This is a genomic window from Psychrobacter sp. W2-37-MNA-CIBAN-0211, assembly GCF_040309405.1.
Taxonomy (GTDB): domain Bacteria; phylum Pseudomonadota; class Gammaproteobacteria; order Pseudomonadales; family Moraxellaceae; genus Psychrobacter; species Psychrobacter glaciei.
Genome location: NZ_JBEOOU010000004.1, coordinates 25,340 through 50,020 on the forward strand (window position 1 = coordinate 25,340; position 24,681 = coordinate 50,020).

The following is a 24,681-nucleotide window of genomic DNA, read 5'->3' on the forward strand; positions in this document are numbered from 1 at the left end:
TTTATCTCATTTTTAAAGTGAGGACACGCCCTAAAAAAGCACATGATTTTATAAGTTAAAGCATAAAAAAAGCCCGTTTGACACTAATTATGTCAAACGGGCTTTTTGCTGAGTGGCTCGATAATGATTCATTATGGCCAATCGCCATTAACGGTTAGGCAATACATCTTTTACCATATCACGTAGACTGTATAACGCAGTGACTGTGCTATCCCAATCTAGGCAACCATCGGTGATAGATTTACCATACTCAAGCTGGCTCAAATCAGCAGTAAGCTTTTGGCTGCCGCCTTTTAGGTGACTCTCAATCATCATACCGATAATGGATTTGTTACCATTTTGAATTTGCTCAGCGACATTGTTAATAACCATCGGCTGCAAGTACGGGTCTTTACCTGAGTTGGCATGGCTTGAGTCAATCATAATCTTACTATTGGTCTTGCCTTTTGCCAGCTCGTTTTCCACTTGCGCAACGGCTGTCTCATCATAGTTAGGCTTGCCATTACCACCGCGAAGTACCACGTGGGCGTAAGGGTTGCCTTTAGATTTGATGATGGAGACTTTACCATCTGATGATAACCCTAAGAAGCTATGACCTTCTTTAACTGCTTGCATGGCGTTAACTGCGACTGTCATACCGCCATCCGTACCGTTTTTGAAGCCAACTGGGCATGATAAGCCAGAGCTCATTTCACGATGCGTTTGGCTTTCAGTGGTACGAGCGCCAATTGCTGACCAGCTGATCAAATCTTGCATGTACTGCGGGGTATTTGGATCCAATGCTTCAGTCGCGCAAGGTAAGCCTTTCTCATTCAAATCAAGCAGTAACTTACGAGCGGTACGCAGACCCTTTTCGATATCAAAGCTGTCATTCATGTCAGGGTCGTTGATCATACCCTTCCAGCCGACCGTGGTACGTGGTTTTTCAAAATACACGCGCATCACAACAAATATGCTGTCTTCGATCTCTTTTGCCAATATAGCTAAGCGATCGGCATATTCGTGGGCGGCTTTGATATCGTGGATAGAGCAGGGGCCAATGACCACAAACAGACGCTTGTCTTTACCGTCCAAAATATCTTGGATAGTGTTACGACCTTTTAAAACGGTTTTGTAAGCTTCTTCTGATAAAGGCAGCTCAGTTTTTAGCTCATCGGGAGTGATCAAGGGAATAAATTTTTCAATATTCACGTCGTCAATATCTGCATTATGGGTAGCTGTAGTTGTCATGATTATATATCGTCTAGCTGATTTATAGGAATAATCATTATGAGGACAAAAGTGCTGGTTGACAAGGGCAGTCGTGCAGTTAATTGACTGATAACTGGAATGTCCAAACCAAAACTTAGTTATACTTGTATACACTTAGCGTTATATTTGAATTTTCAAATGCACGTTTAGCCTTTCGTTTTTCCGTCTATTAGGGTCTATTGAACATTCAAATGTGGAACTGGCAGCGGCTATTTTTTAGACAATACGCAGTGAAATTTTTGACGCCTAGTCATTCTAGGGTAGACAATTTCGCCATGTATTGGCAAAAAATAGCCCTGCCCTGAAAGGCTGATGCTAAAATCACCGCAAACGTTGTTGTAAACCTAGCTAAGGTCTCGACATTATCGTCGGTTTACGCCTAGTTTGGTGCAATTTTAGCGATCAGCAGTCCTAATATTTGAATGTTCAATAGACCCTAATAACGTTCGGTTAGATTTTTGGAGGCCTAACGTTCAGCTTTTATGCGTGAATTTAGCTATTTGTATCATCGTCACGTATGATAGCAACATCAACGATAGAAGGTTAAAGCCATGCAGGATAATAATGTGTATCGATCAAAAGGCACTATCGCTGATTTGCTACGTTATATTTTATAATAACGGTTCATTTATTTTATTTGTATATTTCTAATATTGAGAGCTTGTCATGACAGATTCTGCTACGTCTCATCACCAGACTGACCTTATTCATCAAATAGAGACGGATTCTCAGGTACCTAATATAAATGCTGCACCGCTGGTGATAGCCATCGTTGCAGGTGAGGTATCTGGTGACAGTTTGGGTGCAGATTTTATGCAGCAGATGAACAACCTGCGTGATGATATCGTCTGGGTAGGTGTAGGTGGTACAAAAATGCAAGCGCAAGGATTGCAAAGTATTTTTCCATTAGAACGTCTAGCAGTGATGGGCTTGGTGGAAGTCATGGCCCAGCTGCCAGATTTGCTGAAAGCGCGGCGCGAGCTATTGAGCGCATTTAAGGCGGCCAATATTGACTGGTTTATCGGTATTGATGCGCCTGATTTTAATCTACGAGTCTCTAAAAAATTAAAACCAAAAGGCGTCTTCTGTGTACAGTATGTGAGCCCTTCTATTTGGGCATGGCGCGAGTCACGTATTCATAATATCAAAGCAGCGACCGACCTTGTGCTCTGCCTATTTCCGTTTGAGCTGCCAGTATATGAGCGCCATAATCATCCAGCGATATGTGTGGGTCATCCTTTATTACGCACCATTGATCAGGTATTGATAGAGACGCCCATCAATCAGAGGCGCAGTGAGTTGGTCTGGCACAACGATGGTTTGCAGCAGTTTTTTATCGAGCGGTTTGATGATGTCAGCCAGCTTATTTGTGTGATGCCAGGCTCTCGGCGCGGCGAGATAACGGCTATCTTACCTCTCATGCTGGATGGTATTCAAAAGCTCATATTGTTAGATCCAAAGCTGTGCTTTATCATTCCGACGGTCGATCAAAATCATCAATATATTGTCCAAGATGTCATTGACCAGCGCTCAGAGCAGCTGCGTGCCGCGATCGTTGTGGTCTATGATGACAGTCAACCAGCATTCAGTCAGCAGGCCATGGCTGCATCGGATATCGTGATGCTGGCGTCAGGTACGGCAACGTTAGAGGCGATGCTGCTTGAGCGTCCAATGGTGGTAGTGTATCAATTAAATCAGCTGACCTATCAGATCGCCAAGCGTCTGGTCAAAGTTCCTTATGTGGCGCTACCCAATATCTTAGCCGACACTGCCATCGTACCTGAGCTGATACAAGAGCAGGCGAGTGGCGATAATATCTGTCGTACCGTCATGCGTCTCTTGCAACCGCGTGCTTACGCAGAGCAATTGAAAGCGCTTGTCGCAACCAAACAGCTATTACAGCAGCAAAGCAATCATTACCCTGCTGATAGCGTAATTGAGCAATGGTTTGTGCGAGAAAAGACCAGCATAAATCATAAGGGATAATTGCTCATCATCTATCTTCACCACTCTAAGGCGGTGTTTTCAATTCACTCGATAGTCATCTAAATGGGCTAAAAATGGCTAAATCTTGCCAAACACCGTCAAATAACTGGTTAATATCCCGATATTATCTGCGCTATTTTTCTTGTTTGACGGCAATTTATCTCATTTTTATCACCATTTTTAAAATGAAGACACGCCCTAATCAATAAGACAGCAAAAAATCATGAGCATTCAGAACGAAGTTAAAGATCTTATTATTCCGATTGACAGAAAAATTCAACAGATTGATATAAAATCTCAGTACATTGATTTAGCTGCGCCCATCCACTTATCTGGCCAAGTCAATATTGCTAATCTGCTGACCAAATATGCAATAAATACCCAACAGCCCATAGAGCAATCAATGTTGCAAATTGGTGTTGATGAAGCAGGGCGTGGCCCACTGTTGGGTAGTGTCAATGTCGCGGCGGCAATACTGCCTGCGACCTGGGCAGGACTGATTGAGGCGCAACCATTAAAAGACACGCCTTTATCTATATTGACGGATTCTAAGCAGTTGAGCGAAAAAAAACGCGATATTCTTTATCCGTTGGTGCAACAGCATGCCATAGGTTTTATCATCGCTGACATTCCAGAAGCAGTCATCGATCAGGTCAATATTTTACAAGCAACGATGCTCGGTATGCGCTTATGTACGGAAGTGTTGTTGGAGACTATTGCCAAACATATGGCTACCTCTATGATGCAATTTGAGGTTTTGTTTGATGGTAATCGCTGCCCTGATATAGACTATGTGATGCTGGCCAAGTTAGGTATAGAAACCTCTGCAATTGACTGTCAAGCATGGGTAAAAGGAGACGCACGTCATACCAGCATTGCTGCAGCCAGTATATTGGCAAAAGTTAGCCGTGATGCTGCCATGTATATGCTTGATACTGAGTACCCAGAATATGGTATTGCCAAGCATAAAGGCTATCCGACCAAAGCGCATATAGAAGCGATTGAAAAATATGGTGTGTTGCCAGCGCATAGACGTAGCTTTGCACCAGTGCGAAAATCGATATTAATCAAGAATAGCAAGTGACTGAAATAGCCTAAGTATAAAAAAATAATAGAATCTAAAAGTAAAAACCGCTTACTGTGCTAATAAGTAGGAAATTTTTTGATAAAATAACGAGCGAAAGTTTATAAAATGTAATACAATATATCTTTGTTAAAATAAAATCCTTTTAAATCAATAACTAATATTTAATGCTGGGTTTTATTTTCGCTAGTAAGTTATATAAATATTACTATTTTATAGGATAAGAGATGACGGCTAATACTCCTCAAAAAAACCTTGCTGCAGTGCTTTTCTTGACGGTTTTTTTAACGGCCTGTGGTGGCGGTGGAGACTCTGATAGCAGTTCTACGTCCAATGATTCACCGACTGAATTACAAGAAGAAATCATTTCAGAACCAATAACTTCGATACCGGTAACGGCGACGCCTGATGATCAGGACAACGAACCAAACGATGATGTCCCCGTCAATACAAGCAACGAGCCTACTGAAAATAACGCGCAAGCAGCATTAAGTGCTAATAATCAATTTGGTCTCGCAAGAACCAGCTGTGGCTTAGGCGGTTTGTCTGCGGATACAGCGCTTGATGACATTGCTATCCGTCACGCAAACTATATCAAATATGTATTTGCTAATAGCACGCCAACCAGTTTTAATGCGCATATCGAAAATGAAATAAGCGATATTGCTAGCGTAACTGGTACCAATAACCCATTCTTTGGTGGCTTGGATTTCTCAGATCGCTTATCGAATGCAAACTATCGTAATGCACAATATGGTGCTACTGAAAATATTGCTCAGTCTGTCTATTACAGCTCAGCAGGTGATTTTTTGAGCGTAGATACGGTAGCTATCTCCATGGCCAAGTCATTATTAGCAGCACCTTATCATCTGCGTTCTTTGATGCTTCCAACTTCAAGTTTGGTAGGCACGGGGATGGTCACTTATAAGCCCAGTGATAAAAACACTACCAACAATCAAGGCTATGTTTTGGTGAGCAATGCGTCAGCGACAAAAGCATCAGCAGACAATACGTTCTCAGGAGTATTTACCTATCCATGTCAAGGTGTGACGGGAACAGTGACCGCACTATACAACGAGACACCAAATCCTGTTGAAGGTACTGGACGCAATTTGCGCACTGATCCTATTGGACAACCTGTTTATATTAGTATGCCTTCAGCTCAGAAAATTAAGGTCAGTAACATTAATTTTCGAGATACGCAGCGCAATGCAGATGTGCCAATTCAGTTAATTGATTTTGATAACGATCCGTATACCAATACCAATTACGCGCTACCAGCGAATGAAGCTTTTATCTTACCATTGACTGATGCACTAAAAAGCTGTGAAATCAAGCGCGCGGCAAATCAAAGCCAGCAATGTGGTCTTTATGGCAATACTAAGTATCAAGTGAGCTTTGATATTCTAGTCGATAATAAAACCTTACAAAATAAGTCATTTACTTTTACTACGGGTAAAGTGAATTACTAGTTAATCTGATTAACTGATATTGTAAAACAAGGGCTGAATCAGATAACTGGTTCAGCCCCTGTTATATAAAAAACCTGTAAGACTATTAAAAGGTACAAAAACCTAAAAATAATCTCTCTTAGAATGATGAGTTCGGCTGTTCTAAGAATGCTTTTTCGTCACTAGTTGTTTCTCTACCTAGCGTTTTATTACGATGCGGATAACGACCGAACTGATCGATAACGTCTTTATGACGATGTTCAAAGTCTAAAGTAGTCGCGTCATTTAGTTGCTCAAACAACGTCAAATAGCGCTCATGGATAACGGCTGATTCAGAATGCATAAACGGTATAATAGTAAATCGACGCCACTCCATCGGTAACGTGTCAAAATGCGGCTGTTGAATGGCTTCTTGTGCTAATACCACTGCCATACTGTCTTGGGCAAAAGCGCACGCTTGCCCGCGGTATAGATTGCGTGAAAACTGATCTAAGACGATAATTTCTGCCAGACGTCCTGCCAAATTAGTCATTGAGCTATTCACATCATTTTGATTTTCAGACCATCGCCAAGGCGCACATTCACCGTGTTTTGCTGCCTGCCAGATTTTGCCAAAATTATCCTGAATACGCTGATCAAAATCATCGTTTTTTGCAAACCAATGCTGCTCATTATTTTTATCAAACCAAAAATCCAACACTGCACGTGCATTAGGGTCGAGATGGGTCAAATCAATATTTCTGGATTCAAGTTTGGATAAGTTAGTTTGGCTGGCAGCGCTGGAATAATCGGTTGATAGTGACATAAGATATTCTAATTATGATGGATTTAGTCTACTATAGCGCACTTAATTAGCGATGTCACAATGCTAAAAAAGCACAGTAATAAAAAACGCTCATACTACAAACAAGCATTGTTATCACAAGCTTTACTACCGCATATACAAGCCATTAGGTTGTCTCTTATGAACTCAACAAAAAATACCAAACCAGTTTCGATACCAACTTCGATACCAACGCCTTATTATCTGCTCGATGAAGCAGCAATCGTTGCCAATATGCAGATAATTGCGCGACTTTGTGAGTTGTCTGGTGCAAAAGCGTTGTTGGCGCTCAAATGCTTTGCTACGTGGGGCGTGTTTGATGTCATGCAGCCTTACTTACATGGCACTACTTCGTCGTCACTCAATGAAGTGCGCTTGGGCTATGAGACCTTTGGCAATAATAGCGCTGATAAGAATGATGAAGGGAATGGTAAAGATAAAAAAGAAACGCATGCTTATAGCGTTGCCTATAGCGCTGATGAAATCGATGAAGTATTGAGCTATGCTGATAAGATTATCTTTAACTCTATCTCGCAGCTTAATGCGTTCAAAGGTCAAGCTGGCGCAAAAAATATTCCAGTTGGGCTACGTTTAAACCCAAAGACTAGCAACTCATCGTTTATCATCGCTGATCCTGCGCGTCCTTTTAGCCGTCTTGGTGAGCATGATAAAGATAAGATTGCAGCAGTGCTTTCTGACATCACTGGAGTCATGATTCATAACAATTGTGAAAATGACAGTTTTGAGGCCTTTAGTGACAGTTTGGCGGATATCGAAGACAGGTTTGGTGATGTTTTAGCACAGCTTGAGTGGGTCAGTTTGGGTGGTGGGATTCACTTTATCGCGCCTGATTATCCACTAGAAAAACTCGCCATGCGATTGAAAGCGTTTAGTGAAAAATACGATGTGCAAGTCTATCTAGAACCAGGTGAGGCGAGCATTCATGGTGCTGGATCATTGGTCACGACGGTCTTAGATACGATGCACAACGGAAAAAACCTAGCCGTTGTTGACGCTTCTATCGAAGCGCATATGCTGGATTTGTTGATTTACCGTGAGTCAGCACCCATTGCGGCTATTAACGAAGCGTTGATTAATATTGTACCTGCCGATATGGCTAAAACAGTGGACATTTCGGACAACACTATTATTTATGGTCGTTCTTGCTTGGCAGGTGATATCTTTGGCGAGTATGCCTTACCTAACCATTTGCAGGTAGGCGATAAGATTGCCTTTGGTAATGCGGCGGGCTATACCATGGTGAAGAAAAACTGGTTCAATGGCGTCAACATGCCAGCGATTGTTATTCGTCGTTTGGATGGCAGTATTGATGTGCAGCGTGAGTTTGATTATCAAGATTATAAGGCGAGTTTGTCTTAGTGTTCGCCGTTCGATAATGCTTGAGCACAACCAGATTGTATCTTAACCATTAATTATTGCCGAAAAGCCTGCAAAAATTGTTATAATCGCCACGGGCAAAACCAGCTATTTTTGCCCGACGGGTGCGTGGGTTTTCCTCGGTCTTCCTTTTTAATTCACGCATATCATTCACTCGTTTCTGTTTTGACTGGCCATTTCTTAGGCGATGACAGGGACACAAAGGAGGATTGTTGCATTGAATACCAACCAACAAGCTAAGCCCAACAAAAAAGATGTACTCATCATCGGAGCAGGCGGTGTCGCTCAAGTAGTCGCGCATAAATGTGCGATGCATAATGATGTGCTCGGCGAGATTCATATCGCCTCTCGTACTCAAGATAAGTGTGATGCTATTGCGCAAAGTGTCAAAGACAAAGGTAGTTTTAAACAAGCAGCTATTTTGCACACGCATCAAGTTGATGCCATGGACAGCCCAGCACTTATACAGTTGATACAAAATACTGGTGTGCAAATCATTATCAATGTCGGCTCGTCATTTATCAATATGACAGTGCTAGAAGCCTGTATTGAGACAGGTGTTGCTTATATTGATACCGCTATTCATGAAGACCCACGCAAGATTTGCGAGACACCGCCATGGTATAACAACTATGAATGGCAGCGTAAACAGCGCTGTGCGGACAACAATGTCACGGCGATTTTGGGTGCAGGATTTGATCCCGGCATGGTCAACGCTTACGCGCGTCTTGGCTATGATATGATGGATAAAGGCTCGGTGACTGATATTGACATTATTGATATCAATGCTGGCAGCCATGGTAAGTATTTCGCCACCAATTTCGACCCTGAGATTAATTTCCGCGAATTTACCGGCACGGTCTATTCTTGGCAGGACAGCAAGTGGCAATCTAATAAAATGTTTGAAGTAAAGCGTACTGATGATCTGCCCGTCGTTGGTGTGCAAAATAGCTATTTAAGTGGTCATGATGAAGTGCACTCGTTGTCTGCTAACTTGGATGTGCCCAACATCCGCTTTTGGATGGGCTTTGGTGAGCACTATATTAATGTGTTTACGGTATTACAAAGTTTAGGTCTACTCTCTGAACAGCCAGTAATGACCGCTGAAGGACAAGAAGTCATTCCGTTGAAAGTGGTCAAAGCAGTGCTACCAGATCCAAGCTCGCTTGCGCCAAATTATACGGGCAAGACTTGCATCGGTGACAAAGTCAAAGGCACTATTAATGGCGTCGATACTGAGGTGTTTATTTATAATATCTCAGATCATGAAGACGCTTATAATGAAGTTGGTAGCCAAGGTATTTCTTATACTGCAGGTGTACCACCCGTTGCTGCCGCTATGTTGATCGCAACTGGCGAATGGGATGCTGGCAAGATGGTTAATATCGAAGAGCTAGATGCTAAGCCGTTTATCAACCTACTCAATAAGATTGGTTTGCCAACACGTATCAAAGATAGCGAAGGCGATAGAGCACTAGCGTTCGATATTTAATACGTTATCTATATTCAAAAAAAGCCCGTTTAAACTCTCAGTCAGAGAGTTAGACGGGCTTTTTTGTGTGGTCTGTGTCGTTTAAATAGAGAGGTGTCTAAAATTGATATCAGCAATGAGTGATGTATCGATATGACTTTTTACTGACTATATTTAATGAACGTCTCATGATTGGGAAGATTATCATTATTGGTATGGTGATCTGCTTATTTGGTCGTTAAATCTGACCACCATTTGATTTGATGTGTTAATTGATAGCCATGCTTGATAATCATTATCACGGGGTATCTAATAGGCACAAAAAAGCTGAGACATGCTCAGCTTTTTTATTTTTCTAGATATTTAAGACCTATTGTCTAGGCTCAATGCTTTCTTGAGAATTTAATCGTTTTCAAGGAAAGAGCGCAAGTGCTCAGAGCGTGAAGGATGACGCAATTTACGTAGTGCTTTTGCCTCGATCTGACGAATACGCTCACGCGTCACATCAAACTGCTTACCAACTTCTTCCAGCGTATGATCCGTTGGCATATCGATACCGAAACGCATTTTTAGCACACGCGCTTCACGTTCAGTCAAGTTACCCAATACGTCACGGGTAGCTTCACGTAGACCAGCAGACGTCGCATCATCGACAGGACTTGAGATAGTGCCATCTTCGATGAAATCACCTAGATGTGAGTCTTCATCGTCACCGATTGGCGTCTCCATAGAGATAGGCTCTTTAGCGATTTTTAGTACTTTACGGACTTTGACTTCGTCCATCTCTAAGCGTTCGCCTAATTCCTCAGGCGTTGGCTCGCGTCCCATTTCTTGTAGTAGCTGACGTGAGACACGGTTGATTTTGTTAATGGTCTCAATCATATGCACAGGGATACGGATGGTACGCGCCTGATCTGCGATAGAGCGGGTAATCGCCTGACGAATCCACCAAGTGGCGTAGGTCGAGAACTTATAACCACGACGGTATTCAAATTTATCGACTGCTTTCATCAGACCAATATTACCTTCTTGGATAAGATCCAAGAACTGTAGACCACGGTTGGTGTATTTCTTAGCAATAGAAATAACCAGACGTAGATTGGCTTCGACCATTTCTTTCTTAGCACGGCGAGCTTTTGCTTCACCAACAGCCATACGGCGTGCCACATCTTTCATGTCGTGGATTTTCATGTCGAGCTGCTGCTCGTAATCCCGAATTTTACGCTGTAATAAAATCACGTCATCGGTGACTTTTTCTAGGGTGCCAGCAAATGCAGGCTTACCTTTGATACGCTCAATGAGCCAATCAACGTTGGTTTCATTACTAGGGAAGGTCTTGCGGAACTCGTCACGCGGCATACGACCACGGCGAATGACCAAACGCATGATTTGACGTTCTTGTTTACGCACATCGTCATACACGTCATGCATAATAGCCATGACTTGATCTGACAAGCGGTTGTTTAGCTTTAGCATCATAAAGCGCTCAGCAAGTAGAGCATACGCTGTGTCAGCCTGTACGCTACCACGGCCATAATCGAGCAAGGCTTGCTTGGCTTTGATAAATAGATTTTCGATCTCTTCTAGACGTAGGCGTACTTCTTCTGGATCGATGCCGCCAGTTTCTTCTTCCTCTTCCTCAGCGTCATCAATATCATCAGAGTCGTCGTCATCGAGATCGTCTTTAGCATTGGCTTTTGGCTTGACTGGTGGTGGGTTTTCTTTTTCTTCTTTGATGCGTTCTCTTTCTTCTTTTGCCGCCTCTTTGGCTTCTTGTGCGGCTATTTTGTCTTCTTCGGTTTCAGGATCCAAAAAGCCAGTAATGACATCAGAGAGCTTTTTGTCGCCATCTTGTACTTTTTGATATTCATCAAGGACGAATTGTACTGTACCAGGCCAATAAGACATGGCATGCTGCACGTCACGAATACCTTCTTCGATACGCTTGGCAATAACAATCTCGCCCTCACGGGTTAGCAAATCGACCGTGCCCATTTCACGCATATACATACGCACAGGGTCGGTGGTACGACCTGGATCGGTTTCAACTGCGGCTAATACGGCGGCGGCTTCGTCTGCTGCCGACTCATCATCACTCGAATCATCGTTCATCAAGATGTCATCGGCATCAGGTGCAGATTCAAAGATTTTAATACCAACGTCGGTCAGCATTTGCACAATATCTTCGATCTGATCGCTTTCGGTAATAGAGTCGGGCAGTTGGTCATTCACCTCAGCATAGGTTAAATACCCTTGCTCTTTACCCATTTGGATTAAGGTGGCCAGTTGAGATGTGGACTTAGAAACTGACTTATCGTTCATAAATACTCGCTTACTTGCATCGGACATTTTTATATTGTGACGCGCTATCGCTGGCTGGGTGCGTTGATCTTATCAATCGATTGATCAAAATATGGCGTAGAGGTTGTCAATAATATCAAAAATGAGTGGATATGAATAAAGGCTCAAAACACTACAATAACAGGGCTAAAAAACCACTAAAAAACTGTTAAAAATATATCAAAAATAATAATTGCTAAAAGTAATACTTAAAATTCGTGCTTAACGATGCATGCTTATCATCATTTCGTAAGCCATGCCATAAATAGTTAGCGACACAGTTTAACACAGACCAGTGTAATCAAGCACGAGGTAGTAAATGCTCTCTACCATTTTTTACTATCTGCTTAACGATAAAGAAACGGTCTGAGCGACTGGCCATAATCATTATTAGTGGGGTCAATCATCATACTTTTAAAGGGCTAGCATTTTATAAAACACAAATAACACCAAATATTACGACTGAACCGTGACCATCTGCGCTGATTGTTCGGCTTGCTGTGCACGTAGCCAATCATTTAATAACTGTGACTGCTTACGAACTATCGCCAGCTTAATGTGGTCAGGGTTTTTGATCAGCTCTTGCATCTTTTTTTGCAAATGTAGCTTAAGCAATTGCATGACTAAATTTTCGACCAATTCATCGAGGCTTAAAATATTTCTTGCCGTTAACGTTTTATAAAACCCACCCCAACTACGGCTGAGTGTCTCTTGAGTCATCGGCTGTACGTTAGACAATATAAAGTGCGCTGCTGCGTTAGCATCTGTTGGTAGGTGTTTTAGGCAACGCTTGATCGTACTGACAATATCCAACAGGTCGGTATCTTGCAGGTCTTCCCAAGCAAGTGGGCGAAGGGTATCGCTCGCAGCTTTCTGTTTGATATGCGCAGGCAGCTGTAAGTCACTGATACCTGCTTGTTGCCAAATCGATTCAATAGGGTCTTCGAGTAAGGCGCGCGGTTGGAATAAAAAGCACAGCTGCAACTGCTGGCTGATGGTCATGTCACCATCAAAATCTAGCAGGGCGTCTTTCGCTTCGATGTTTTGACTGCGTTTGCCACCAAGCTTTTGATAAATGTCATTATTCAGCAGGTAACGAAAGCTACTGCCTTTGGGAAGCGCCATGGTTAATGAGCGTACCTGTGACATCAGCTTGGCTTTGCCTTCTACCAAGGTCAAATCGTAACGTTCGCTTAAGTAGGCAAAAATATACTGTGACAGCGGCATAGCATTTTTGATTTGCTCCCGCATGGCGTCACCGCCCTGACTCTTGATAAAGGTGTCAGGGTCATGATTATTCGGTAAGGTCAAAAACCGTAGCTCTTTATCATCAGCCAGTACAGGCAAAGCAACTTCTAGCGTGCGCCAAGCGGCTTTTTGTCCAGCATTATCACCATCAAAACTCAGTGTGAGGGTTGGGTTGAGGGTTAATAGCCGTGATATTTGGCTCTCATTAATCGCTGTACCCATAGAAGCAATTGCGCCATAGATACCGGCTTGGTAAAGGGCAATCACATCCATATAACCTTCGACCACTAACCAGCTGTCTGCGCGCTGCTGGCGAGATTCATAATAGCCATACAGTACGTGCTGCTTATGAAAAACGGGCGAGTCGGAGGAGTTAATATATTTAGGCTTTACTTCATCATCTAATGCGCGACCGCCAAAGCCAATGGTGCGGCCTTGATTGTCTCGAATCGGAAAAATAACCCGATCACGTAGTAGATCATAATCGCGTCCGGATTCCGATTGGCGAACCAGACCTAGAGCTTTGAGTCCTTCAATGTCCTGCGGAAACTGATGCTCAAGATGCTGCCAACCAAATGGCGCATAGCCTAGACCGAAAGTCTCAAAGATGTCTTCCGTGATACCACGCGATAAAAAGTAATGTTTGGCATGCGGGTGGGTCGTCAGACTGTGCTGATAAAACTGCTGAATTTGCTCTAACAGATCGTATAGGTTGCCGTCTTTATCAGAGACACTATTATCACTAGGTAAGCCTGCACTAGCATTGGTATCGGTCAACCATGCAGGTGGAGCGCTATCATTAGCTGTATCTTGATAATCGGTGGGATAAGAATCCGTCGGGTAAGGCGCTGAATCGTAAGCGTCTAACGGTGGATAACCGTCGTAGCTGTCTTCATAGCTATTGTCATAACTGGTGTCATGGCTATTGCTGTCATTATAAGTATGCTGATCTGCATAATTTTTCTGCTGATAATCAGGCGCTATGCTTGATGGTAATTGCTCATCGGCAGTTGGCTGAAATTTAACGGTTTCAGCCGGCGCACGCGTGATAGGTTTTATAGCAGGTCGTTTCTTGGTGCGCTGATAACTGACGTTTTGCTGTTCTTCTTTTGGGACTTCAATACCGGTTTGTTTTGACAGTTCATTGACCGCTTCAATAAAGGTAAGGTTCTCATAATCACGTAAAAAACTGATGGCATTGCCGCCGACACTACAGCCAAAGCAGTGGTAGATGTTTTTTTGTGGATTGACATAAAAAGAAGGCGATTTTTCACCATGAAAAGGGCAGCAGCCCTTAAACTCACTTCCAGCACGCTTAAGCGTCGTGTGACGCCCAATAATACTGATTAAGTCAGCTTGGCTATTTAATTGTTCGAGAATATGGTTTGGAATGCTCATAAGGACGAATATTTTACCACAAGGTCTACATACAATTCATAAATGGGGACTACCGATACCTAAAATAGTTTCAGACTAGGTAAGAAACCGTTTAATTTGTCATGAAATTCGGTGCAAGATTGTAACAGAATTGTGTTAGTGTGTTCGTTTAAACGCTCTCTCACTGCAATGAGGATCCATTTTATAGGGAAGTTATTAAGAGAGCGGTATGAGTTCAATAAGCCATGGAGTGCGCGTACTTCACGAAGATTTGCGTAAAAAACCATGTCTACTGATTCTGCTGTAAGTAAAGAACAGTGAAATAATCGGCGCCGTTGGTGACCGAGATCTACCCCATGATAGGTAAACATCTGGACGATAGCTAAGGCAGCAGTAACCGCACCCAAATAGCCATAAAAACACCAACCGCAATGGGATTTGATTATGAACGTCCGTAAAGCCACAGCAGCAGGGTTGGTCACAACCTACCTCATGCTGACAGCGTGTACAACAATGCAGTCCGCGCCGCAAGCAGTACAATCCACGCCGGAAAAAGCCAAAAACGTCATTATGATCATTGGTGATGGTATGGGGCCACAACAAGTTGGTCTACTATTGGCATACGCCAAGCAAGCGCCAAATTCGGTAATCACCGACGGCACGACAGCCTTTGACCGGATCGCCGCCAACGGCCGTATGGGTATTTCCATGACCCACGCCGACAACAACCTAGTGGTCGATTCTGCCGCTTCCGCCACACAACTGGCAACCGGTCAGCTAGCTGGCGCTGAGATGGTTGGCACAGATAAAGACGGCAATAGCGCAGAAAGCATACTAGAAAAGGCCAAAAAACTAGGAAAATCTACTGGGCTGGTGTCGGATACCCGTATTACTCATGCAACCCCAGCAGGCTTTGCCGCACACCAGAGTCACCGCAGTCTGGAAAATGAAATTGCGGTTGATCTGCTGAACAATAACGTAGATGTCATGTTGTCCGGCGGTCTGCGTTACTGGATTCCTGAATCTGCTAATGACGAGCAATCATCTGTCCGCCAAGAATTGGAAGTGCTATCAGAAGGTAGCGTCGCTATTAAATCTAAGCGTAAAGACAACCGAAACTTGATCGCCGAAGCACAGCAGAAGAACTATGACCTAGCATTCAATCGCTCACAGATGGAAAAGGCCGACGGCAAGATACTCGGCTTGTTTGCTTACTCAGCGTTGCCAAACGGTATTACCGAGCACCAAACTAAGAATGACCCCGCACGCACTATACCAACGCTGAAAGAAATGTCAGAAAAAGCGATTAATTCGTTGTCCAAAAACGATAAAGGCTTTTTTCTGATGATCGAAGCTGGGCAAATCGATTGGGCAGGGCATTACAACGACACTGGCACTATGCTGCACGAAATGCTGCGGTTGAACGAAACACTTAATCACGTATTGGATTGGGCGGAAGGCCGTGACGATACTCTTGTTGTGGTAACCGCTGATCACGAAACAGGTGGCTTTGGCTTCAGCTATTCTGCTAACGACCTACCCCATGGACGTGACCTACCAGGCAATGTGTTCAAAGAGCAACAGTTTCAACCACTCTTCAACTTCGGTGACGTAGCGACCCTCGATAAACTATACGAGCAGAAGTCCTCCTATGGCGATATCTTCTATAGCCAGTTCGATGCATTAGAAGCAGACCAGCAAACACCTGCTAGCTTAGCCCGCATTGTAAACGCTGAAACTGGCTTCGATATCACCGAAGCTCAGGCCAAGCGAGTGCTCGCAACCGAAGACAATCCTTTTTACACCGAAGGCCACCCTTATCTGAGCACCAAAACTGTCCCGAAAATGAACGCTAACGGCGCCTTTTTCGCTTACCAAACTGACGACAATCGCCAGAACCTGCTGGCTCGCGAAGTGGCAGAACAGCAAAATGTGGTTTGGGCCACCGGCACCCACACCAATACACCGGTACTAGTATTTACTCAAGGCCCGGGAGACACTACCGCACCCTTTGGTAAGGTGCTGCATCACACAGAAGTAGGTCAACACGCTATTGAAGCATTAGAAGAGTAATGTACTAATAACCGCCTGAAGATCTTTTGAATACCTTACCGGCCCTCGATACTTATTGGGGGCTGGTCTACCTTTAGTATCTTTCTTATCTTCTGCGAACTAAAGATATAGACTCGCTGCGGTTCATGTTGCCCATGTCCTCGATTCCTATAATATTATGCCACTACAGCATTATTGACTTTAAGAAATAAAAAAGTCACGCGATTACATGATGAGGGTTGGAAACGTTGGGCATAAAACGAGGGGACAGGTGAAGAGTTTCTGGGCTGAGCTTGTACGTGTCGTTATCGGTGCAATGAGATGCGATCATCATGCGAGTGGAAATGCTGTGATCAATATTTTGAGTCCATTTAGGTATTTTCGTTCAGATTGAGGACACACCCTAGTATGAACTAAATAAGGCCAACATGAGCGTTGGCCTTATTTAGTTCATACTGTTTCTTGATATGTTAAAAAGAAAAAATGCTATCTTAATTAACGTAGATAAGCCATCTTAACTCTAGAGCATTTATTCATCATCCATATCGGTACTATCGACATCTGAATTTGATGGCGTAATACCAACACCTTGGTCAGATAGCGTTGTACGGCGTGTAGGGTTGATATTTTGTGGATCTACATTCGCTTCTCTAGCGGTAGAGCCAGTGCTCGATTGGCTAGTCACGCGCTCAGTGGACGCCTCAGGCAGACCCAAGCCTACATTGATGCCATTACCACGTGTAGGAGAAGTATTGGCTATCGGTGCGTTGGCAGACGTAGTGTTTTCGCTAGGCAGTCTCAATTGACTGGCATTACGAATAACTTGAGTTTTGGTCGCGCCAGTATAATTACCTTCAGAGACCGAGCTGTCTTTAATACCTGAACGGCCAAGCTTGCCAAAGGTTAGCTTGTTAAACCAAGTACGGTCACGTTTGGTGTTGAGCTTAACGCGTCCATCACTGGTCAGCCAATTTGGATAGTTGATCTGTAATAGGGTTTTGTATTCTTTTGCCAAGTCCGTTAGCCCCAGTTTTTCATGGCTATAGGCCAAAATGGCGATGGCTTCGGGTACAGATTCACTCAGTGGATAGTATTGAAACACCCATTTGGCACGGTTGACAGCGGCGACATAAGCCTCACGCTCAATATACCAACTGGCGGCACTGAGCTCACTTTCGGCAAACTGGTTGTAAATAAAGGTCATACGCTGTGCAGCATCTGGCGTATAAGGGCTATTTGGGTATTTATTAATGAGCTCTTGGAAGTTAGCAAAAGCGATACGCAGATAGGCAGTATCACGTTCAGCTTGGTTCAGTTTGAACAGTTTGAGGCCTTCAGATGAGCCTTGCATATTGGCGACACCGCGCACGTAATAGGCGTAACTTACTTGCGGGTTAGAAGGGTAGAGACCGATAAACTGATCCGCACTAGCCGCTGCCAATTCGAACTTACCGCTTTCATACTGGGCATACATCATATCGAGCAGGGCTTGCTCAGCATATTGTCCGGTAGGATAAAAGGTACGCAGATTGGTCAAGTCTTCAATCGCTTGAATATAACGAGATTTATCAATCTGAGCGATGGCATCGTTATAGTAGCCTTGCTCTGACTTTTCCGCAGTTTCGACTGCATCGACGTCTTTGTTGGTCAGGTTCTTAAAAGTTTGACAACCCACCAAGTTGACACTTATTGCAAGCAGGGTGATTGAGGACAGTTTGATAAACGTATTGCCAACAGCGTGCATACTTCTTCTCCGACACAAGGCGCATAATAGCAGCGACGCTATCATACTATATATAAGGTTAATAATAAAAACGATGCTTATCGCACCAGTTAACTGTCTATTATTGAGAGTGCTAGTGGTTAAGACGACTCGTAATTGACATGATTTTTATCAAAGGCAGTTTTTGCTATGACCTATTAAGAGGGACGTTTTTAAAAATACCGTGCCATAGCATACAGTAAAATAACGCTTACTTTATAGAATAACCACCGTTTCGTCTATTTTTTCGTCATCTATTTTGCAGTTCATTTATCTAAGCTGCTTTGAATTTTAGCAAGCCTGCAATATTTATCTTAGTGTATGACAGTTTGACCCGCGGATATATCCTAAACGTCTTTGTCTATTATGTTTCATCTATCACGTTTCAGCTTTGCAGTTTAGCATGAGCCGCCGCAACGAGCGATATCGAATGTCACTGACACCAACAAATATACAGTAAATTACAGCAATGTCATATTTTAGAGAGTTAATCGTCAATGATTTAGGTATCAAATGATATGCATAAAGTGACAGATAACAGTCAGCTTCTATAGGGCTTGAGCGCTTGGCATGCTACACTATGGCAGTATTGCCTCTGCTTTTTTGACCATGATAGATTTTAATCATCAAGGCACGGCATTGTTTTTCTTATACAGCACTATATTTTCTCATTATGTTTTCCTATTATATTCTCTTATAAAGTGCCTTACAAAAACCTGTCAGGGACTTTGCTATATATAAATATAAATCTGTTATGAATAATAATACTATGACCACCCATTTATCACCGAATCAATCGCTAGATACTGATTTATCAGCGCCACATTTATCAGCGCAAGAGCCTTCCATGCCAAATAAAGTTTTAAAAAGTAATGAGTCATCTGATGCTAAGCAGCTAGAAACTGAAGACCGCATCAACGCAAAAACTGTGTCCAATGAAGCCCTCTCAGACGATGCTATGTCACAAGCGTCAGAAAGTATTGTTTCAGAAGGTGCTGTCTCAAAAAATGCTGCCTCAAAAGATAGTGATATGCTCGATGACGAGATGATTGAGGACTATGAAGCCGATGAGGCTGATGAAGGGATTGATGACAGTGACGACGATGACGCTGATTATGAAGCGCCAACTATAGGCCAAGCGGTGCCAGTCATTATCGATGCCACCTACACGGTCACCGAAGAAGAAGCTGGTCTACGTATCGATAAGCTAGCATCACTGGTGTTTACCGACTTTTCGCGTGCGCAGTTGCAAGGCTGGATCAGCGATGGTAGCTTGCTGTATAACGATAGCGTGCAAAAACCAAAAATTCGAGTCAAAGTAGGTGATGTCATACATCTATCAACGACGCTGCAGCAGCATAGTGAAGATCAGCCAGAAGACATTGATATCGATGTGGTGTATGAAGACGATGATGTATTGGTGATTAATAAGCCAGTTGGCATGGTTGTTCATCCTGGCGCTGGCAATCAGACGGGCACCTTGGTTAATGCGTTGCTGTATCACTATCCACAGCAGCATCATTTGCCGCGTGCCGGTCTGGTGCATCGCATTGACAAAGACACTTCGGGATTGCTGCTTATTGGCAAGACTAAACCTGCACAAATGGCATTGATGGATCAGCTAAAAGACAAGTCAGTCTATCGTCATTATCAGTGTGTGGTGGCAGGGGATGCGGCAAGTTTATTGCGTCATCGCCGTATCGATGCACCGATCGGTCGTCACCGTAGTCAGCGTACCAAAATGACGGTCATGACGGCAGGTCGTGAAGCAGTCACGCATTTATTAAATGTGACCGCGCTCAATGGTAATTACTGTCTGTTAGACGTGGGTCTTGAGACGGGTCGTACGCACCAGATTCGTGTGCATTTAAGTCATATCACCTATCCGATTGTAGGCGATCGCGTCTATGGTGGTCGCCGTCAACTGCGGGCAGGTCTGACAGAAGCACAGCGTCAGGCGATCAGCAACTTCCCGCGCCAAGCACTGCATGCCTATACGTTGGGTTTTGTTCATCCGACGACAGGTGAGGATGTCGAAGTCACAACGCCAATCCCTGAAGATATGCAGCAGCTAATGACAGTGTTAAGTGATGGCTACGATGAAGAGTAACCGTTCTGTGTAAGCAGCGTAAATACGCTTATAATAGACAGATAACAGCAGTAAATAGCTATCAGTGACGTAAAGACGACTCATTAAGACGGTAAATCAGCCATGACTCATAAGCTTCCTATGACATTACTAGCGCAGCTAGAGGATGTGGCGGTTTTTCAGACAGCCGCATTCACCAATAAGGATGAATGCGAGGCTGATATAACCAGCCAGCTGAGACAAGCGGATTATGGCACGCTCAATTTAGGCTTGCACGTCAGTGATAACGCTGCCGAGGTCTTAGATAATCGCATGCAGATCTTGACGGCGATGAATGAGCAGTTTACTAGCTTGCCATCAATCAGCGCGCGATATACCCCTATTAAAAGACTGCATTGGGTCAATCAAGTTCATGGCAATCGCATTCATGATACTGACGCCACGGCGCTAAGTATGCGACCGATGGCAGCTGATGCTCTGTTGAGCCAGCAAGCAGGAGTGGGTCTAGCGATAATGACTGCTGATTGTGTACCTATCGTTCTATACCAACCAGCCAGTGGTAAAATTGCCGCTATTCACGCGGGTTGGCAAGGGTTGGCATGTGGCGTCATCAAAGCAACGACTGAGTGTTTTACTGATTCAGGGCAAATCATGGCATGGATTGGTGTCTGTATCAGCCAACAAAATTATGAAGTGGGCAGTCAAGTTCGCGATAAGCTACTGGCAGGTTGTATAGACAGTCAGTCATTGACGTCAGCCAGTATTGAAAAATTTGATGAGCGCTACGTGATGGCTTCTAAGAATCAGATCGCTGATGACAGTCGTACTGATATGAGTAAAGAGTTGAATATTGATCCTCGATACTTACATAAGTCAGTTGATAAACTATCAAATTACGCTAAAGTAAACGCGGGTAAAATTAAGCTGAACTTACCAAGGGTTGCTGCTGATCAGTTAAGCACTGCTGGTGTAATATTGTGCAACGAGTCACCTATAGACTGTAGCTATGCCGATGCTCGTTATTACTCTTATCGACGTCAGACGCATTTACGGCAGCCAGCGACAGGACGGATGGCACTGGTGATTGTACGCCGTTCTGCTACCCAGTCAGAATAAACCTACCGGACGCTGGTAGATACTAAGCGCCCTGAATCCATTTTATTTCTATTCAATTATTTATAGCTATTATTAGAGTTTGTATGAATACATCTGCCACAGCATCTTTGACATCTACACTGACTGACAGCACGCAAAGTGTATCGATTGCCGTCATCTATCATAGCAACTATGGTCATACCAAGCGTGTGGCTGAAGCAATCGTCATGGGGGCGCACCAGCAACTTCCAGAAGCACAGGCAAAAGCCGTCGATGTTCATGATGTCGACTGGGATTTTTTAGATCAGGCAGATCTGCTGGTTTTTGGTAGTGCCGTCTATATGGGCAGCGTGACTGCTGAATTTAAGACTTTTATGGATGAGACCTCAAAGCGCTGGTATCACAGAAAATGGGAAGGCAAGTGGGCAGCCGCTTTTGCTAACTCAGGTGGACTGAGTGGTGATAAACTTGCTGTGCTACAGCAGATTTCTCTATATGCCATGCAGCATGGGATGAATTGGATCGGCTTACCGTTAATGCCGACAGGTCATGAGGCTCATGACTTGAACCGTCTATCTAGCTTTTTAGGACTAATGACGCAATCCCTTGATGGTCCACCTGAAGAGACCCCAGGGAAAGGCGATATCGATACAGCTATTTGGTTCGGTGATCATTTGGCTAAGACTATCATAAAGCATCAACCAGCTAAAGTACGATTATGATATAGTCAATCCCATATAAATCAGGCTCGCTTAGTCTACTATTTGTAGTACTTTCACTCGCCTTCCTTGTATCCAAATGATATTGAACCGACTATAAATCGTGCTGATAATATAATCGGGCATCAGCGTTTATTAAGTAAACCAAAAAAGCAGATATCAATTTGATATCTGCTTTTTTTATTGTCATGAGTAAAGCTATTTATCAATGACCTTGGTTGACAACGCCGTAACAGGAATAGGACTGTCGAAAAATTGAAAAGATTGGCATGCGGTTAATAGCATCGTCGCCGAAAGTATATAAGTCATAATGAAGGGTTTCATAGGGATATCTCAGGACACAGTTGGCATTGTTAAAACAGCGTTCATCATAAACAAATTACCGTGTTATACAACGGCTAATGCCATACATATAGTAAATATTGGAGCAAGTATAGACAGTATGCTGATTCTGCACTGTGTATGTATTATGTACAGTGGAAATTAAAAATAACAGCTAAATTATGCGTCCATTAAGTTTTTTTTAACTGGTTCGTCACTAGAAAAAAATGAATTGAGAGATTCATAATGATGAGTAGTTGTTTTTCATCAGAATTTTAAAACATCAGTAATAATAATATAAAAAACATATTAATTAATTAAAAACTCAGTGCTGATTATAGGAACTTTTATTTTTGTAAAAAAATAGGAGGATTAAGTTACTAATCGAACAATTTTAGCAAAATAGTTTTACCTTAGTAAGGAGGACAGACATTCTACGGTAACTAAGCTTGATAATTGCCTTATAAATAATAAAGAAAAATTCGTTATCGACTCTTAATATTTAGTGCGAAGAACACACAGCGAAAGTATAGATAAATAGTGGAAGACTTGGATTTTTTGAATGTAGATACCGTTGAATAATAACTGTCATGAGTTAAAAATACTTAAAACACCCTAGGTGCCAGCTATATGAGGATATTATGAAGCCACTTTCTATGATGTTATCGATGCTCGTCATTGGTATGACCTCCAACGCTGCGATGGCTGAAGGTGCAAGCAGCGTTAATACAAGCCTAGCCAATACCAGTTTACCTAATGTCAGCCCTGCCAATAGCAAGCTTGTCAATCGCGGTGCCTACATCGCCCGTGCGGCCGATTGCATGGCATGTCATGGTGAGGACTATACCGGTGGAACACCAATCGAGACCCCAATGGGGGAGATTTACTCGACCAACATCACCCCATCCAAACGTTACGGTATCGGCGACTATACCGAAGCGGATTTAAAGAATGCGCTGCAAAAAGGTCGTGCGCCTAATCATATGCTTTATCCTGCCATGCCATATCCTTCCTATAGTGGTATGAAAGAAGAAGATATCAGTGCGTTGTTTGCTTATTTACAGACAGTACCAGCGGTTGACGAAGCTCCTAAAGAAAAAACAGACTTACCATTTCCTTTTAATATTCGCAGCTTAATGTTGGGTTGGAATTTGCTCAACGTACCGTCTACTGAAAAGCGCGACGGACTGAACGAGACCCAAAAACGCGGTGAATATCTGGTCAATAATCTGGAGCACTGCGGTACTTGTCATACCCCGCGTAATAGTACGATGGGTTTTGATAAGAGTATGTACTTATCTGGTGCCCAGCTCGGTCATTGGCATGCACCAAATATCACGCCTGATGAGTCGAGCGGTATCGGTAGCTGGAGTGAGCAGGATATCGTCACTTATCTGCGTACGGGTGAACTTGACCAGCGTGCTTACGCTGGTGGTCCCATGGGCGAGGCAGTTGCACATAGTACGCGCTACTTAAAAAACGAAGACTTGAGTGCCATTGCTTCTTATCTGAAGGCAGTACCTGCTGTCCAGACCGACGATAAAGTGTCTGCGGTAGATGTGTCGCGCCTACCAACGCCAATCAACGAATCTATCACTCATGATCTACTGGCGCAAAAAGAATATTTGAAACAGGCAAAAGCCGCAGTAGGTAATGGCAGTAATTCTCCCGAATCATTATATTTAGCCACCTGTGGTAGTTGTCATGGGGTTGACGGTTATGGTCAGCCTGATGCACGTTATGCTCCTATCGTCGGCCTGAGTAGTATCCGCCGCGAAAGACCTGATGCACTGGTCAATATGATCCTTCATGGGGTAGAAGGGGCAACCAATACATCGCCCATCATGCCAGGGTTTTCAGATGAGTTAAATAGCGAGCAAATCGCTGGTATTACCAATTACGTACGGGTGAATTTTGGTGGTCTTACCAGCAGTGATGTGAGTGCCAGTGATGTCGATCGTATCGCAAATACTGGCGTTGATAAGCCTTTCTTGATTAAGTACGCAGGCTTACTGGCGATAATCGGTATTATCGTCGCGATTGCTATTATTGTGTTTATCATCCGCGCCATCTTACGCTCTAGACGCCGCGCTTAGTTTGACTCTATTTAGATAAATGGTCGAACAAAGAACTTATAAAGGCGTTTTAGACGCTGATTACAGTACGAGAATTAAGGTTAAAAAGGTAATGGATTAAGGCTTGGCAAGATAAAGG

The 24,681-nt window shown here is 43.4% G+C and carries 15 protein-coding genes; 10 read left to right on the forward strand and 5 right to left on the reverse strand.

The annotated features are described in order from the left end of the window. Positions 1-147: 147 nt before the first annotated feature. Positions 148-1,230 carry a 3-deoxy-7-phosphoheptulonate synthase gene (locus AAEY72_RS06095; RefSeq protein ID WP_010201135.1) on the reverse strand — a complete coding sequence of 361 codons (1,083 nt, stop codon included), beginning with the start codon at positions 1,228-1,230 and terminating at the stop codon, positions 148-150. A gap of 687 nt (positions 1,231-1,917) precedes the next feature. Here AAEY72_RS06095 and lpxB point away from each other — a divergent pair. From lpxB to AAEY72_RS06110, 3 genes are all read left to right on the forward strand, one after another. Continuing rightward, positions 1,918-3,237 (forward strand): lipid-A-disaccharide synthase, encoded by a 1,320-nt coding sequence (gene lpxB / locus AAEY72_RS06100; RefSeq protein WP_352309853.1) that lies wholly within the window; start codon positions 1,918-1,920, stop codon positions 3,235-3,237. Between the two features lie 223 nt (positions 3,238-3,460). After that, positions 3,461-4,321 (forward strand): ribonuclease HII, encoded by an 861-nt coding sequence (gene rnhB, locus AAEY72_RS06105; RefSeq protein ID WP_352309854.1) that lies wholly within the window; start codon positions 3,461-3,463, stop codon positions 4,319-4,321. Between the two features lie 227 nt (positions 4,322-4,548). Continuing rightward, a complete protein-coding gene (locus AAEY72_RS06110) occupies positions 4,549-5,793 on the forward strand; it encodes a CAP domain-containing protein (RefSeq protein ID WP_352309855.1) in 1,245 nt (414 codons plus the stop codon). 118 nt (positions 5,794-5,911) lie between these two features. On the opposite strand, the gene AAEY72_RS06115 is transcribed toward AAEY72_RS06110, so the two are convergent. Beyond that, a complete protein-coding gene (locus AAEY72_RS06115) occupies positions 5,912-6,577 on the reverse strand; it encodes a DUF924 family protein (protein WP_352309856.1) in 666 nt (221 codons plus the stop codon). Between the two features lie 159 nt (positions 6,578-6,736). On the opposite strand from AAEY72_RS06115, the gene AAEY72_RS06120 reads away from it, so the two are divergent. Both AAEY72_RS06120 and AAEY72_RS06125 read left to right on the forward strand, forming a co-directional pair. Continuing rightward, complete coding sequence (locus AAEY72_RS06120) at positions 6,737-7,975, forward strand: carboxynorspermidine decarboxylase (protein ID WP_352309857.1); 1,239 nt, start codon at positions 6,737-6,739, stop codon at positions 7,973-7,975. Positions 7,976-8,210: 235 nt separating this feature from the next. After that, entirely contained in the window at positions 8,211-9,485 is a 1,275-nt protein-coding gene (locus tag AAEY72_RS06125; protein ID WP_352309858.1) for a saccharopine dehydrogenase family protein, read from the forward strand. A gap of 381 nt (positions 9,486-9,866) precedes the next feature. Here the strand turns inward: AAEY72_RS06125 and rpoD are convergent, their stop codons facing one another. After that, positions 9,867-11,786: an RNA polymerase sigma factor RpoD gene (gene rpoD / locus AAEY72_RS06130; protein WP_352309859.1), complete on the reverse strand. Its 1,920-nt coding sequence runs from the start codon at positions 11,784-11,786 to the stop codon at positions 9,867-9,869. A 474-nt stretch (positions 11,787-12,260) separates the two neighbouring features. After that, positions 12,261-14,450, reverse strand: coding sequence for a DNA primase (locus AAEY72_RS06135; RefSeq protein WP_352309860.1), 2,190 nt, complete (start codon positions 14,448-14,450; stop codon positions 12,261-12,263). A 423-nt stretch (positions 14,451-14,873) separates the two neighbouring features. On the opposite strand from AAEY72_RS06135, the gene AAEY72_RS06140 reads away from it, so the two are divergent. Next, on the forward strand, positions 14,874-16,502 hold the full coding sequence (locus AAEY72_RS06140; RefSeq protein WP_352309861.1) for an alkaline phosphatase: 1,629 nt from the start codon (positions 14,874-14,876) through the stop codon (positions 16,500-16,502). Positions 16,503-17,010: 508 nt separating this feature from the next. On the opposite strand, the gene AAEY72_RS06145 is transcribed toward AAEY72_RS06140, so the two are convergent. Beyond that, positions 17,011-18,225, reverse strand: a complete 1,215-nt coding sequence (locus AAEY72_RS06145) for an outer membrane protein assembly factor BamD (RefSeq protein WP_210540650.1) — start codon at positions 18,223-18,225, stop codon at positions 17,011-17,013. A 1,048-nt stretch (positions 18,226-19,273) separates the two neighbouring features. On the opposite strand from AAEY72_RS06145, the gene AAEY72_RS06150 reads away from it, so the two are divergent. The 4 genes from AAEY72_RS06150 to AAEY72_RS06165 all read left to right on the forward strand — a co-directional run bounded on the left by AAEY72_RS06150 (position 19,274) and on the right by AAEY72_RS06165 (position 24,563). Continuing rightward, positions 19,274-20,353 (forward strand): RluA family pseudouridine synthase, encoded by a 1,080-nt coding sequence (locus AAEY72_RS06150; protein ID WP_026037330.1) that lies wholly within the window; start codon positions 19,274-19,276, stop codon positions 20,351-20,353. Between the two features lie 102 nt (positions 20,354-20,455). Then, positions 20,456-21,448, forward strand: a complete 993-nt coding sequence (locus tag AAEY72_RS06155; RefSeq protein WP_352309863.1) for a purine nucleoside phosphorylase YfiH/LACC1 family protein — start codon at positions 20,456-20,458, stop codon at positions 21,446-21,448. 83 nt (positions 21,449-21,531) lie between these two features. Beyond that, positions 21,532-22,149 carry a flavodoxin family protein gene (locus tag AAEY72_RS06160; RefSeq protein ID WP_352309865.1) on the forward strand — a complete coding sequence of 206 codons (618 nt, stop codon included), beginning with the start codon at positions 21,532-21,534 and terminating at the stop codon, positions 22,147-22,149. A gap of 959 nt (positions 22,150-23,108) precedes the next feature. Continuing rightward, positions 23,109-24,563 (forward strand): c-type cytochrome, encoded by a 1,455-nt coding sequence (locus tag AAEY72_RS06165; protein ID WP_352309866.1) that lies wholly within the window; start codon positions 23,109-23,111, stop codon positions 24,561-24,563. Positions 24,564-24,681: the final 118 nt, after the last annotated feature.

What these genes read in the sequence shown, in the direction of transcription:
- AAEY72_RS06095 (WP_010201135.1), bottom strand. Translation starts at nt 1,230, where the DNA reads ATGACAACTACAGCTACCCATAATGCAGATATTGACGACGTGAATATT.
- lpxB (WP_352309853.1), top strand. Translation starts at nt 1,918, where the DNA reads ATGACAGATTCTGCTACGTCTCATCACCAGACTGACCTTATTCATCAA.
- rnhB (WP_352309854.1), top strand. Translation starts at nt 3,461, where the DNA reads ATGAGCATTCAGAACGAAGTTAAAGATCTTATTATTCCGATTGACAGA.
- AAEY72_RS06110 (WP_352309855.1), top strand. Translation starts at nt 4,549, where the DNA reads ATGACGGCTAATACTCCTCAAAAAAACCTTGCTGCAGTGCTTTTCTTG.
- AAEY72_RS06115 (WP_352309856.1), bottom strand. Translation starts at nt 6,577, where the DNA reads ATGTCACTATCAACCGATTATTCCAGCGCTGCCAGCCAAACTAACTTA.
- AAEY72_RS06120 (WP_352309857.1), top strand. Translation starts at nt 6,737, where the DNA reads ATGAACTCAACAAAAAATACCAAACCAGTTTCGATACCAACTTCGATA.
- rpoD (WP_352309859.1), bottom strand. Translation starts at nt 11,786, where the DNA reads ATGAACGATAAGTCAGTTTCTAAGTCCACATCTCAACTGGCCACCTTA.
- AAEY72_RS06135 (WP_352309860.1), bottom strand. Translation starts at nt 14,450, where the DNA reads ATGAGCATTCCAAACCATATTCTCGAACAATTAAATAGCCAAGCTGAC.
- AAEY72_RS06140 (WP_352309861.1), top strand. Translation starts at nt 14,874, where the DNA reads ATGAACGTCCGTAAAGCCACAGCAGCAGGGTTGGTCACAACCTACCTC.
- AAEY72_RS06145 (WP_210540650.1), bottom strand. Translation starts at nt 18,225, where the DNA reads ATGCACGCTGTTGGCAATACGTTTATCAAACTGTCCTCAATCACCCTG.
- AAEY72_RS06150 (WP_026037330.1), top strand. Translation starts at nt 19,274, where the DNA reads ATGCTCGATGACGAGATGATTGAGGACTATGAAGCCGATGAGGCTGAT.
- AAEY72_RS06155 (WP_352309863.1), top strand. Translation starts at nt 20,456, where the DNA reads ATGACTCATAAGCTTCCTATGACATTACTAGCGCAGCTAGAGGATGTG.
- AAEY72_RS06160 (WP_352309865.1), top strand. Translation starts at nt 21,532, where the DNA reads ATGAATACATCTGCCACAGCATCTTTGACATCTACACTGACTGACAGC.
- AAEY72_RS06165 (WP_352309866.1), top strand. Translation starts at nt 23,109, where the DNA reads ATGAAGCCACTTTCTATGATGTTATCGATGCTCGTCATTGGTATGACC.